The sequence below is a fragment of the Pseudomonas sp. GL-RE-29 genome (assembly GCF_019947275.1).
Taxonomy (GTDB): Bacteria; Pseudomonadota; Gammaproteobacteria; order Pseudomonadales; family Pseudomonadaceae; genus Aquipseudomonas; species Aquipseudomonas fluorescens_A.
This window is the reverse complement of sequence record NZ_JAGYGD010000005.1, coordinates 177765-190340: the sequence shown is the minus strand read 5'-3', so window position 1 is coordinate 190340 and position 12576 is coordinate 177765. Positions and strand designations below refer to the sequence as shown.

13 protein-coding genes are annotated in these 12576 nt (G+C 59.5%); 9 read left to right on the top strand and 4 right to left on the bottom strand.

The genetic code is table 11. The features are described from left to right. Positions 1-9 precede the first annotated feature (9 nt). Complete coding sequence (locus tag KGB21_RS06990; protein WP_034150390.1) at positions 10-405, top strand: hypothetical protein; 396 nt, start codon at positions 10-12, stop codon at positions 403-405. Positions 406-472: 67 nt separating this feature from the next. On the opposite strand, the gene KGB21_RS06985 is transcribed toward KGB21_RS06990, so the two are convergent. Beyond that, positions 473-691 (bottom strand): DUF4287 domain-containing protein, encoded by a 219-nt coding sequence (locus KGB21_RS06985; protein ID WP_034150389.1) that lies wholly within the window; start codon positions 689-691, stop codon positions 473-475. Between the two features lie 535 nt (positions 692-1226). Here KGB21_RS06985 and KGB21_RS06980 point away from each other — a divergent pair. Next, on the top strand, positions 1227-1688 hold the full coding sequence (locus KGB21_RS06980) for a hypothetical protein (RefSeq protein ID WP_034150388.1): 462 nt from the start codon (positions 1227-1229) through the stop codon (positions 1686-1688). Between the two features lie 76 nt (positions 1689-1764). Here KGB21_RS06980 and KGB21_RS06975 read toward each other — a convergent pair whose 3' ends face one another. Beyond that, entirely contained in the window at positions 1765-2793 is a 1029-nt protein-coding gene (locus KGB21_RS06975; protein WP_223504434.1) for a D-cysteine desulfhydrase family protein, read from the bottom strand. Positions 2794-3116: 323 nt separating this feature from the next. Between KGB21_RS06975 and KGB21_RS06970 the strand changes: the two genes are divergently transcribed. Together KGB21_RS06970 and KGB21_RS06965 are read left to right on the top strand one after the other, a co-directional pair. Then, complete coding sequence (locus KGB21_RS06970) at positions 3117-4352, top strand: YbfB/YjiJ family MFS transporter (RefSeq protein WP_034150386.1); 1236 nt, start codon at positions 3117-3119, stop codon at positions 4350-4352. Beyond that, the gene (locus KGB21_RS06965; RefSeq protein ID WP_223504433.1) at positions 4349-5584 is read left to right on the top strand and encodes an MFS transporter; all 1236 of its coding nucleotides are present in this window, start codon (positions 4349-4351) and stop codon (positions 5582-5584) included. The genes KGB21_RS06970 and KGB21_RS06965 overlap by 4 nt, the downstream gene beginning before the upstream one ends. On the opposite strand, the gene KGB21_RS06960 is transcribed toward KGB21_RS06965, so the two are convergent. Then, a complete protein-coding gene (locus KGB21_RS06960) occupies positions 5568-6467 on the bottom strand; it encodes a LysR family transcriptional regulator (RefSeq protein ID WP_034150385.1) in 900 nt (299 codons plus the stop codon). The genes KGB21_RS06965 and KGB21_RS06960 overlap by 17 nt on opposite strands. Positions 6468-6738: 271 nt before the next feature. Here KGB21_RS06960 and KGB21_RS06955 point away from each other — a divergent pair, with 271 nt between their 5' ends. From KGB21_RS06955 to KGB21_RS06940, 4 genes are read left to right on the top strand one after another with little or no spacing between them, the layout of a single operon-like run. After that, on the top strand, positions 6739-7053 hold the full coding sequence (locus tag KGB21_RS06955) for a DUF485 domain-containing protein (protein ID WP_223504431.1): 315 nt from the start codon (positions 6739-6741) through the stop codon (positions 7051-7053). Next, positions 7050-8723: a cation acetate symporter gene (locus KGB21_RS06950; protein ID WP_223504430.1), complete on the top strand. Its 1674-nt coding sequence runs from the start codon at positions 7050-7052 to the stop codon at positions 8721-8723. The genes KGB21_RS06955 and KGB21_RS06950 overlap by 4 nt, the downstream gene beginning before the upstream one ends. A gap of 59 nt (positions 8724-8782) precedes the next feature. Next, positions 8783-9337: a cytochrome b gene (locus KGB21_RS06945; RefSeq protein WP_223504428.1), complete on the top strand. Its 555-nt coding sequence runs from the start codon at positions 8783-8785 to the stop codon at positions 9335-9337. A 3-nt stretch (positions 9338-9340) separates the two neighbouring features. Beyond that, the gene (locus KGB21_RS06940) at positions 9341-10360 is read left to right on the top strand and encodes an NAD(P)H-dependent flavin oxidoreductase (protein ID WP_223504426.1); all 1020 of its coding nucleotides are present in this window, start codon (positions 9341-9343) and stop codon (positions 10358-10360) included. 325 nt (positions 10361-10685) lie between these two features. Here the strand turns inward: KGB21_RS06940 and KGB21_RS06935 are convergent, their stop codons facing one another. Further along, the gene (locus KGB21_RS06935) at positions 10686-11564 is read right to left on the bottom strand and encodes a LysR family transcriptional regulator (RefSeq protein WP_223504425.1); all 879 of its coding nucleotides are present in this window, start codon (positions 11562-11564) and stop codon (positions 10686-10688) included. A 114-nt stretch (positions 11565-11678) separates the two neighbouring features. Here KGB21_RS06935 and KGB21_RS06930 point away from each other — a divergent pair, with 114 nt between their 5' ends. Continuing rightward, the gene (locus KGB21_RS06930) at positions 11679-12356 is read left to right on the top strand and encodes an MOSC domain-containing protein (protein WP_223504423.1); all 678 of its coding nucleotides are present in this window, start codon (positions 11679-11681) and stop codon (positions 12354-12356) included. Positions 12357-12576 lie beyond the last annotated feature (220 nt).

Here is a 12576-nt window from a genome sequence, read left to right as displayed (position 1 = left end):
AGGTGCAACATGCTTATTAAATATTGGAGTTGTGTTTTGCTGGCGCTTGTCTTGTCCGGTTGTGCTTCGACTGGCGAAAAAACGGTGAAGCCGGTAAGTGCTTCAGCAGTGGCACTTGATGATGCCCAGGTCCGCAGCACCTTGATTGGAAACAAACTGAATAATGTCGGACCTACGGGGTTGCCATACTCATTGAGTTTCAACGCGGATGGCACCGAAATATTCAAATTGTCGGGTAATCCGCCAGAGACAGAGTATTGGGCCGTCAACGATGGCGTGATTTGTTTCACTGGGGCCAAAATCCCCAAAGAGTGTTATCGACTCAAAAAGGACAAAGATGACTACTGGCTGGTGCATCCGGATACTGGCGCGGTGCACTACCACTACACACTGAGTCCCCAATGAATTTCCGGATAAAAGGGGCGCCGATTTGCCGGCACCACGTCAACGTAGCGACGACTCGGCCGCATGGCTAGCTGTTTTTGGCGGCTGCCAAATGATAGGCGACTAACGCATTGGCATGGCCATGACCCATGCCGTGCTCCGTTTTGAGCCAGGCCACCATCTCCATATGCTTCTTGGTGCTCACCGTTTTCAGTAGATCCAACCAGTGAGAGATGGGCTGCCCGTACTTTTTCTCTATCGAAGGGAAGTACGAGGCGGGTCCTTTGGCTTTTGTATCTTCGGTCATGATGCAAACTCCCTTTCTGCTTTGATGTTCAGATGGTACGTAACGCCATGATTTTAGTTGGCTGATTACGAAAAGTCAGGAACACACGTAAACCTGTAGGAGCTGCCGCAGGCTGCGATCTTTTGCGGCCGCTGCGCAGCCCAGCGGGAGCAAGCTCCCTCGCCACAGGTATGTGAGTGAAGCTGGATTGTTTAGCGAGTTCGGGGCAAGTCGATATCTACAAGGGACCGCGTAAACCTGTAGGAGCTGCCGCAGGCTGCGATCTTTTGGGGCCGCTGCGCAGCCCAGCGGGAGCAAGCTCCCTCGCCACAGGGTTGTGTGTGATGTTGGGATCGCCTATGTATCGCTGTGTATCCCAGCCCCGTGTGAGCAGACTGGCTTACAAATGCCCTTGATCCGGATACATCCCGGATACACCACTGCCGTCAAATAGCCCTGCCTTAGCGAGAAAGCAAACGCCCTCGCACCACGGCTTATCGCCCTTGTGGCAGTGACCCTAAGCGGCTCGGCCGCACACAGTATCCGGAGAATCACCATGTCCCGTATGTCGAACAAATCCCGTATTGGCCTGATCGCTGTTGCACTGGCCGGCAGCATGAACCTCGCTTCGACTGCCTTCGCCGCAGAAGCGCTGCCACAAGGCTACCAACTCGCCGCCGCGGAAAAGACCAGTGAAGGCAAGTGTGGCGAAGGCAAGTGCGGTGCTGGCGAAACCGAAGCCAAAGCGACCAAGACCAGCGAAGGCAAATGCGGTGAAGGCAAGTGCGGCGATGCGTCGTTCGCCCGTACCGACACCGATCACGACGGCCGCGTCTCGCTGAAAGAACTGCTGACCGTGGCCCCGCAGGGTGGTGAGGAATTCAAGGCGATGGACACCAACAACGACGGTTTCCTCTCCGAAGGCGAGGTCTACAAATTCCGCACCAACCAGTTCACTTCCAACGGCAAGAAAGTGCCGACCGAGCTGTTCACCAAAATGAGCAAAGCCCAGGGCTGATTGCTCGATCCAGCCGTAAAAAAACCTCCCCGGGTTCGCGTCCGGGGAGGTTTTTTATGCCTGCTGAAAAGCCAGGTCAGTCAAAGGCGCTGCGATAGGCGAAAAGGCCGGGCAAGCCGCCCGTCATCACAAATAGCAGGTTGCTGCCCGCCGGGTAATCACCGCGGCGCACGGCGGCCAGCAAACCGGCGAAGGCCTTGCCGCCATAAACCGGATCGATGAGTAATCCTTCGTGGGATGCCAGCAACCGCACGGCCTCCAGCATGTCGCCGGTCGGCGCGCCATAGGCTTCGCCGCGCTGACTGCCATCGACGCTAACCGCGCTATCGGACAGTGAAGAGGCAGGGTCAAGGAGCTGCAAAGCTTGCCGGGTTTTTTCCAGCGTCGTGGCCGTTGCCTGTTCCTCGGTTGCCAACACGGAGTAGCCGATGATTTCCGTGGATGACTGGGCCAGGGTCACGCCGGCCAGCAATCCCGAATGGGTTCCGGCGCTGCCATTGGGGACGATGATTCGCTCGAATTGCACACCCAGCGTATCGGATTGGCGCAGGATCTCCGACGCGCAGGCTGCATAGCCCAGACTGCCGCGAGGGCTGGAACCGCCCAATGGCATGACGAAAGGTTTTTTTCCATGACTCTTGAGCGTGTCGAGCAACTCGGCAGCGTAGCTGTCCGGTGTCACACCCCGGGCCAAGCGATGGACTTTCGCCCCAAACAAGCCATCAAGCAGGACGTTGCCGTTGTAGCAAAAGTCATCATCGCTGCGCACGGCGGACGGGGTCAGAATCAGTTCGCAAGCCAGGCCGTGGCGCGCGGCGACGGCGGCGGTCAGTCGGGCGTGATTGGATTGAAAGCCGCCCCAGGTCACCAGTGTGTCCGCGCCTTCGGCCAGTGCCTCGCCGAGCAGGAATTCCAGTTTGCGCAGCTTGTTGCCACCGCCGCCGAGCCCGGTCAGGTCATCGCGTTTTACGTAGAGATTGCAGCCGTTGAATTCGGCTAGCTGGCTCAGTCGTGACAGCTTCTGGATCGGGGTCGGGCCTTCGAGCAATGCCACCCGAGGGTAAGCGCAGAGTGCAGTATCAAGTCGATTCAAGTCATGGGGCATGAAGGTTCGCTCGTGGGAAGGAACGGAGGATCGGCCAATGTAAAAAGCCCCGGGGGGAAGATATACCGCTTGCGCGGAATTACTGTTGATACACCGTGTAATCAAAAACCTCACTCAACCCCCTGTGGCGAGGCAGTTTGCTCCCGCTGGACTGCGCAGCAGGCCCAAAAGCTTGGGGTCGCTGCGCAACCCAGCGGGAGCAAGCACCCTCGCCACAAGTTGCATATCTAATTAACAGATAACAGTTGCCTGTTTAATGCGTTTATTGAGATATAACCCTCGCGCGTAGAGTCGGCCCAACTGAAGTAGTGGAAGGGCAGAAAATGAACAGCGTGAAGCCACCAATTGCCATAACGGCGCATCCACCAGCCAGCCCATGGCGAGGCACCGCAGCCGGTTTTTCCGCCAGCCTGGTGGGCATCGGCCTGGCGCGATTTGCCTACACGCCGCTGCTTCCGGCGATCGTCGGTGCCCATTGGTTTGATGCGTCCAAAGCGGCTTACCTCGGCGCGGCGAATCTCGCCGGATATCTGGCCGGGGCGCTTTTTGGACGTTCGCTGGCGGCGAAAACCTCAACCCGATTTACCCTGCGGGCAATGATGCTGCTGGCCAGCATCGCGTTTTTCGCCTGTGCTTATCCCGTGTCTTTCGCCTGGTTTTTCGCATGGCGCTTCCTGTCCGGTGTAGCCGGTGGCGCGTTGATGGTGTTGGCCGCGCCTACGGTTTTGGCTCACGTGCCGCCATCCCGACGTGGCTTGGCGGGTGGGGTGATTTTCATGGGCGTGGGCGTCGGGATTGCGGCTTCCGGAACCTTGGTGCCTCTACTGTTGCAACAGGGACTGGCGCAAACCTGGCTGGGTCTCGGGGTGATCGCGCTGCTGCTGACCGCCATTGCCTGGCGCGGATGGCCGACGGAAAACGCCCCGGTCGCCAGCACCGTGCATCACCGTCGCCCTGCACCCAACGGCACCCTCAAGGCGCTGTACGTCGAATACGCCCTCAACGCCGCCGGTTGGGTGCCACACATGATTTTCCTGGTGGATTTTGTCGCCCGAGGCCTCGGCCAAGGCCTGCAAACCGGGGCGCAGTATTGGGTGCTGTTTGGCATCGGCGCCACCGTTGGCCCGTTGCTGGCGGGGGTGTTGGCGGATCGGGTCGGCTTCGGTCGCGCGTTGCGGGTGTCATTCATCATCGAAGCGATCAGCGTCGCGGTGCCGGCATTCGGACTGGGCAGTGTCTGGCTGATGGCATCCAGTGTGATCGTCGGCGCTTTTGTTACCGGTACGGTGCCGCTGGTGCTGGGTCGCGTCCACGAAATCCTCGCCAGGCATCCCGCGCAACAAACCGCCGCCTGGCAAACCGCGACGGTGGGTTTTGCCTTGTTCCAAGCGGTCGCCGCCTATGGGTTGTCATTCCTGTTTTCCTACAGCGGCGGTAACTACAGCCTGCTGTTCCTCATCGGCACGTCGGCCATGTTGATGGCGTTTGTCATTGATGTGATTGCGCTGGCCAGAAGTGCCAGCCACCCGGTTTCGACAGGCGAGGATTTGAGCAAGTGAATTACGCCGAACGCAATCTTCCCTACTGGCGTCGCAACCTGGCCGTTTGTGTGTTCGGCTCGTTCACCACGCTGGTGAGCTTGAGCATGCTGTTGCCGTTCCTGCCTCTTTACGTGCAGCAACTGGGCGTGACAGACCAGGCCGATGTAGTGCAGTGGTCAGCCGTGGCCTTCGGCGCAACGTTTTTCGGCACGGCGATTACCGCACCGATCTGGGGGCGGCTCGCGGATCGATATGGGCGCAAACCGATGCTGATCCGCGCGGCGATTGGCATGGCCGTTGTGATGTCGTTGATCGGGTTGGCGCGGAACGTGACCGATCTGGTGGTGCTGCGCCTGGTCGCCGGCCTCATCGGTGGCTACGCATCGGCGTCCATCGTGATGATCGGCTCACAAGTGCCGCGCGAGAAGGCGGGTTGGGCGCTGGGAGTTCTGTCCACGGGAGCTTTGTCCGGTAACCTGATCGGGCCGCTGGTGGGTGGATTCTTGCCGCAGTTTGTCGGCATCCGTGGCACCTTTTTTGTCGGCGGCGCCATGATCGCGGTGGCGGCGCTCACGACCATCCTGCTCATTCGTGAGGATTTCAATCGTGAGTCGGACGGGGCACGACGCGGCATCCAAACACCTTCCGACGGCGTCACTTCCCGATGGCCAATCATTGCCGCGTTGCTGATGACAGCGATGATGGTGCTGTTGGCCAACATGTCGATCGAACCAATCATCACCGTCTACATCGGTCACCTCGGCGTGGCGCTGGATGATCAGGCGCGGATTGCCGGTGTGGTGATGGCCTGTTCGGCGTTGGGCAGTATTTTGACCGCCGCCAGGTTGGGAGCGCTGGCGGATCGCGTCGGCAGTTGGAACGTCATCATTGGCTGCCTGGTGTTAACGGCCGTGGTCATGGTTCCCCAGGCTTATGTCACGCAATGGTGGCAACTGGCGGTACTGCGCGGCGTCATGGGCATGACCATCGCCGGACTGCTGCCGGCGATTGCCAAGTTGATCCGCCATTCAGTCGAAGAACACAACACCGGCAAAGTCCTGGGCTATCTGCAATCGGCGCAGTTTTCGGGGCAGGTGATCGGGCCACTGATCGGTGGCCAGATCGGCGCGCATTTCGGCTTGCATCACGTGTTCCTGGTGACTGGCGCGTTATTGGTGCTGTGCGCCGCGATCAATGGCTGGGTCAGACATCGCGTGGATGCGGTGCCGGTCGCTACAGCGCCACAGTAGCGGGGGCCGTTGCGGTGACACCGTCCAGTCGTACGCTGTGCAAAAAGGTCGCCAGTGCGCTGGAAAAATAACCGTCGATGCGGCGCACGAAAACGGTCTCAACCTCCGCCAATTCTGCCGGTAGCTCATGCACCGCGACCGACCCGTCGCGGGCAGCTTGAGTGACAACGCCTCTGGGCAACAACGTGACCCCGACCCCGGCCGATACGCAGGCAATGATCGCTTCGATCGAACCGAACTCCAGCGGCTCGGGCGCCACCACACCCAGGCTCACCAAAAAGGTGTCCAGGCGCTGGCGATAGGAACAACCGATGCGAAACACCACGGTCTTCAGATGGTCGACGCCGGCGATGTCGTCGAGGCTGCGCAGGGCAGGGGAAGTGACCAGTACAAGCTCTTCGCGAAACGCACCTTCACTCAGCAGTTCCGGGTGATTGACCGGACCGGCGACGAACGCGCCCTCGAGCTTACAGTCGATTACCCCCTGGATCAGGCTGCACGTAGTACCCGTGCGAACCACCGGGCGAACCTCAGGGTACGCCTTGGCAAACTGTGCGATCAGCAGCGGCAGACGCATCGCCAGTGTGGTCTCCAGCGTGCCGATTTCCAACACACCTTTTGGGTGACCGTCATCGCGCGCGGCACTCGACGCATCCATCAGCAACTTCGACAGTCGCGCCGCAAATGGCAGGATTCGCCGACCCGCCGGCGTCACTTGCACGCCTCTGGCGCTGCGTTGAAAAAGCGCCACGCCGAGCTCGTCTTCCAGCGAGCGAATCCTCGCTGAAACGTTCGACTGCACGGTGTTCAACTCACTCGCGGCCTTGTTCATGCTGCCATGGCGGGCCACCGCGTCCACCACCTTGAGATCCGTCACGTCCACCGAATTCACCTATCTCAAACAGGAATAACCGACTCAGAAAAATCAGCGCTGAGGAGATGAGTGTCGACGTTATTGGTTGTGAGCACAAGGCAGAATCGAGACGCTGAAGGTTCACGAAAAACGATCAACTGAATCACAAATGATCATTTTACATGATCATGTGCCGGGCATAGGTTGAAGGGGCACAGATACCGCAGCCAGTGGCGGATCGAGTCTTCGAATCTGAGGCTGTGGAACAACAATAACGCAACCACTGCTACACGGAGTCAACGTGAACCATGCAACTGAATCGTCGAGAATTCGGAATCACCCCCGTTACAAGGATTTGGTCTCAAGGCAGCGAAGATTCGTCGCCAGCCTGACGGCCGCCACGCTTGTCCCGTACTTCACGTTTATCCTCGTCGCTGCGTTTTGCCCTCAGCTTCTGGCGACGAAGCTTTCCGCAACCAGCATCATCAACATCGGTTGGCCGCTGGGCCTGGTGTTCATCATCGGGGCCTGGTTGTTCACCGGTCTCTACATCCTTCGTGCCAACGGTGAGTTCGACGCACTGACTGCAGAAATCCGCGCGGGGGCCATTGTATGAAACGCCTCCTTCGCAACCTCATGCTGCCTGTTCTGCTCAGCGTATTCGCCGCGCGCGCCATGGCCGGCGACGTGTTGCAAAACGTCGAAAAACAACCGATCAACATCACCGCGATCAGCATGTTCCTGGTCTTCGTCGTGACGACCCTGGGCATCACGTACTGGGCCGCTTCCAAAACCAAATCCATGGATGACTTCTACAACGCCGGCGGCGGTATCACCGGTTTCCAGAACGGCCTGGCGCTGGCCGGTGACTACATGTCGGCGGCGGCATTGCTGGGCGTCACCAGCATGATTTTCTTCAACGGCTTCGACGGCGTGTTGTACTCGATCAGCTTCTTTGTCGCCTGGCCGTTGCTGTTGTTTCTGTTCGCCGAGCGCATCCGCAACCTGGGGCGCATCACCATCTCGGACATCGCGTCTTTCCGACTGGATCAAAACCGCATCCGCACCATGACGGCCTTCGGTTCGCTGACGGTGGTGTGCTTTTATCTGGTGGTGCAGATGGTGGGGGCGGGGCAGTTGATTCAGTTGCTGTTCGGCCTGCCCTACAACTATGCGGTCATTGCTGTCGGGCTGTTGATGGCGGTCTACGTCACCTTTGGCGGCATGGTCGCCACCACCTGGGTGCAGATCATCAAGGCCGGATTGCTGCTGTTGGGCGGAACCTTGCTGGCATTCCTGGCGTTGAGCAAATTCGGATTTTCCTTCGATCTGTTGTTCGAAAAAGCCGTGGCCGCGCATCACGATGGCGAGCGGATTCTGCTGCCGAGCAAACTGGTGGCCGATCCGCTGTCATTGATTTCGTTGTCACTGGGCCTGGTGTTTGGCACGGCGGGACTGCCGCACATCCTCATGCGCTTCTTCACCGTTCCGGACGCCAAGCAAGCGCGCAAATCGGTGTTCGTCGCCACCGGTTTCATCGGCTTTTTCTACCTGATCGTGGCGGTACTAGGGTTGGCTGCCATCGTGATTGTTGGACAAGATCCGGCGTTCTACGAGGGCGGGAATCTGGCGGGCAAATTGATCGGCGGCGGCAACATGCCGGTGATGCACCTGGCCAAAGCCGTGGGCGGCGACCTGCTGCTCGGTTTCATCTCCGCCGTGGCGTTTGCGACGATTCTGGCCGTGGTGTCCGGGTTGACCATGGCCGGCACGTCGGCGATCTCTCATGACCTCTACGTAATGGTGATGAAGAAGGGCCGGGCCGATGCCAAGGACGAACGCCGGGTGTCGCGAATTGCCTCGGTGGGCATCGGCATTGTCGCGGTGGTGCTGGGGATTCTGTTCAAGGATCAGAACATCGCGTTTCTGGTGGCGCTGACCTTTGGCGTGGCGGCTTCGGTCAATTTCCCGATCCTCGTGCTCTCGATGTACTGGAAAGGCCTGACCACACGTGGCGCGCTGATCGGTGGCGTCGCGGGTCTGGTGAGCGCGGTCAGCCTGGTGATTCTCTCGCCTGCGGTGTGGGTCAAGGTGTTGGGCAACGCCGAGGCGATTTTCCCGTACGACTACCCGGCAATCATCTCGATGAACGTGGCGTTCTTCTTCACCTGGCTAGGCTCGGTCACTGATCGCAGTCGCGGGGCGGTGCTTGAGCGCGAGCTGTTCGATGATCAGCTGATTCGTGCCCAGACCGGCCTCGGCGCCTCGCAAGCGGTCAGCCATTAAGACGCGGCCGATCACTCTTTTCCTTTCCTGATTTGCGTCCTTTGCAAAAGGAGTCAGCCATGCAACTTAGAGACAATGGCTTGAGATTTTCACCCATCACCGTTGCGCTGCACTGGGTCGTGGCATTTTCGCTGCTGGCGATTTTTGTTCTGCAGCTGTCGATTGGACAAGCCTCAAGCGAGGCACTGAGGATGGGGCTGGGCAGGGTGCAAAACCTGCTCGGGTTGATTCTGTTCCTCGTCTCGATTTATCGATTCTGGGCGCGGATCACCTCTTACCATCCGCTGCCGGTGGGCACGCCCAATCCCATTGAAGTGATCATCAGCCGTTCGGTGGCGGCGTCGCTGGCCCTGGCCATGGTGCTGTTGCCGATTGCGGTATGGGCTTCACGGGCTGCGGCGGGAGAGGTAGTGGAATTGCCCGGCGGCTTGTGGATTCCGGCACTCCTGCCCACCAATGCAACCTTGAAACACGTGGTCGATGTGCTGTTCAACATTGGCGCCTCGGCGTTCCTCGCCGGGCTGGCGCTGCACATCTTCGGCGCGGTCAAGAATCACTTTCTCCTGAAGAACAACACGCTCAAGCGGATGCTTGGAAAACATGTGGAGCTGTGAGTCATGAACGAAGCCAAATTCGATTTCGCCGGTAACGCCATCACCCGGCTCTGCGGCGTGAAGTACCCGATTTTTCTCGGTGGCATGGCGGCCATTTCAGGTCCGCAACTGGTGGGCGCCGTGGCCAACGCCGGGGGCATGGGCGTCCTTGGTGGCTTGCGCTTGCCGCCATTGGCCTTGCGCCGCTGGATACAGGAAACCCGCGCACTGACCGATCAGCCGTTTGGTGTGAACCTGGTGCCGCAGTTCGGCGGGCCAGATGTCTTTGAAGCGCAGTTTCAGGTGATCCTCAAGGAAAAACCCAAACTGCTGTCGCTGTTTTATGCCGAGAAGTATGCCGCCGACATGATTCCCCGGGCGAAAGACGCCGGGCTGGTGGTAATGGTGCAAACGGGGTCGATGGAGTTGGCCCGAATCGCCATCGCCCAAGGTGCGGACATCATCATCGCCCAGGGCAGTGAAAGTGGTGGTCACTTGAATCGCGGCACCATCGGCATCATGCCGCTGTTGACCTCGATCCTCGCCGTCGCCGAGGGCCGGCCGGTACTCGCGGCCGGTGGCATCGTTAATGGCGACGATGTGCGCGCATTGATGTCGCTTGGGGCTTCGGGGGTGGTGGTGGGCACGGCGTTCATTGCCACCGATGAGTCGAATGCGCATCCGCTGTACAAGCAGAAGATTGTCGAGGCGACCACTGATGACACCGAGTACCGAACCGGCTACTCATTCGGCTGGACCTACGGCACGCCGCACCGGGTGATTCCGAACCGGGACAAGTGGAACCTGCTGCGCTTGATCGGCGGCGGTGCCCGGGCAATCGACAAGCCGCGGATGGCGAAGAAGCTGTCGCTGTATGCGGGGCAGGGTGTGGGCAAGATTCACAGTGTGGTCCCGGCGGCGGAGCGGGTGGCGGAGCTGGCGCGTGGTTTGGACCAACAGCCCGTCGCTGAGAGCAGCTTCACTGACTATTCCGCCACAGGGCGGTTTCTGAATGAGCAGCGCAGGACACTCGGCTGGCAATAACCGATCCTCAGATCACCTGTAGGAGCCGGCTTGCTGGCGATGGCGGCGCATCAACAACATGGATGACGACTGACACACTCAGATCACCTGTAGGAGCCGGCTTGCTGGCGATGGCGGCGCATCAATCAACATGAATGACGACTGACACACTCAGATCACCTGTAGGAGCCGGCTTGCTGGCGATGGCGGCGCATCAACAACATGGATGACGACTGACACACTCAGATCACCTGTAGGAGCCGGCTTGCCGGCGATGGCGGCACATCAATCAACATGGATGACGACTGACACACCGCTATCGCCAGCAAGCCGGCTCCTACAGTAGTCAGGGTCGCGCATTTTGCTGTTGCGCCAAACCCACGAACGCGCTCATGGCCGAGGTGATCATCGAGTCATTGCGGCGGATGAACACGGTGGAGACATTGGCGAATTCGGGCGGCAGCGTGTGCCAGTGGATCGCATGCCGCACGCTGCAATTTTCCGCGATGGTCTTGGGCAGCAAGGTCACGCCCATGCTGGCGGCGACGCACGAAAGGATGCCGTCGAGCGTGCCCAGTTCCATGATCTGGTTCGGCACCAGTCCCACCTGGTAGAACCAGTTTTCCAGCGTTGAGCGATAGAAGCACCCCGTGCGGAACACCAGCACGGTTTGCTGAGGCATCTTGTCCATCAGCGCCGGCAATGAATCGAACTGGCTGCTGCTGACCAGCACCAGTTCTTCGGAAAACACCTCTTCCTGGAACAACGCCGAGTTCTGGTGGAATCCACCTACAAATGCGCCATCCAGCCGATGAGCTTCAATTGCCTTGATCAGCTCCACCGTTGTCCCGGTCAGCAACGACAACTGCACGTCGGGATACTGCTCGCGGTACTTGGTCAGCACTTGCGGCAAGCGGATGGCGGCGGTGGTTTCCATTGAGCCCAGCCGCAGCAGACCGCTCGGGCTGCCGGTGTCCATCAGGGCGCTGCGGCTCTCATCGGTGAGTTGCAGGATGCGCCGCGCGTAAGGCAGGAACGTCTCGCCCGCCGACGTGAGCACAACACCCGACTTCTTGCGGATAAACAGCTCGCGGTTGAGTTCGGCTTCGAGTTCCTTCACGCGCATGGTGACGTTGGACTGCACGGTATTCACCTGCAACGCGGCGGCGGTAAAGCTGCCCAGTTCGGCCACGGCGCAGAAAATTTTCAGTTGGCGCATTTCCATGATCGTCACCATCCATCAGAAAAAGTGATTGTCAGCATACTTAACGATCACTTTACGGTCGTCGACAGCGGTTAGTAAAGTGGCCAAAACCGACTAATGAGCGCAGTTCGACCAATGACACTCACTTCGAAAATCGACCATGTTTTCGCCGGAGGCCTGGGCGTGTTGCAGCCCGAAGGGCAGCGCACGGGCATCTTCAAGCAACGGCACGCTGGCCCCGTGCGCGTGGAGCGGCATGGCATTGTCGGTGACCAGCACGGTGATACCCGAGTGCACGGCGGCCCGGAAAAGGCGGTACACCAGTATGCGGCGCAGAATTATGAGCGTCTGGCACAGGCATTTCCGGATAGCGCTTCGCAACTGGTAGCGGGTAGCCTGGGGGAGAATATTTCGGCGTCCGGGCTCTCCGAATGCAACGTGCACATCGGTGATGTGTTCCGGGTTGGCAGCAGTGTGTTGCAGGTCTCCCAACCGCGCAGTCCGTGCTGGAAGATCAACCATCGTTTTGATGCCGAGCACATGTCTATGTTTGTCGCCAAGGAGCGCATCACGGGTTGGTATTACCGCATTGTTGAGCCGGGCTTCATCGAAGCGGGGGGGCGGATCGAGCTGCTGGAGCGGCACACCGAACGCTTCACTATCGAGCAGTTCTGGCAGGTGCAGTTGGCGCACCGGCCGGTGATCGATGATCTATTCGCACTGGCGGCTGCGCAGGGCCTGGCCGAGGATTGGAAGAGACGCCTGTCCGAGCGGGCGAAGTATCTGCAAAAGCGCGCTGACAACGTTAACTGACCCGGGCGATCTGACAGCCCACCTGAGTTTTGCGGTCGTACTCGATTCCTGTAGGAGCTGGCTTGCCAGCGATGGCGGCCTGACAACCAACCTGTATTGCGGTCGTACTCGATTCCTGTGGGAGCTGGCTTGCCAGCGATGGCGACCTGACAGCCAACCTGTATTGCGGTCGTACTCGATTCCTGTAGGAGCTGGCTTGCCAGCGATGGCGGCCTGACAG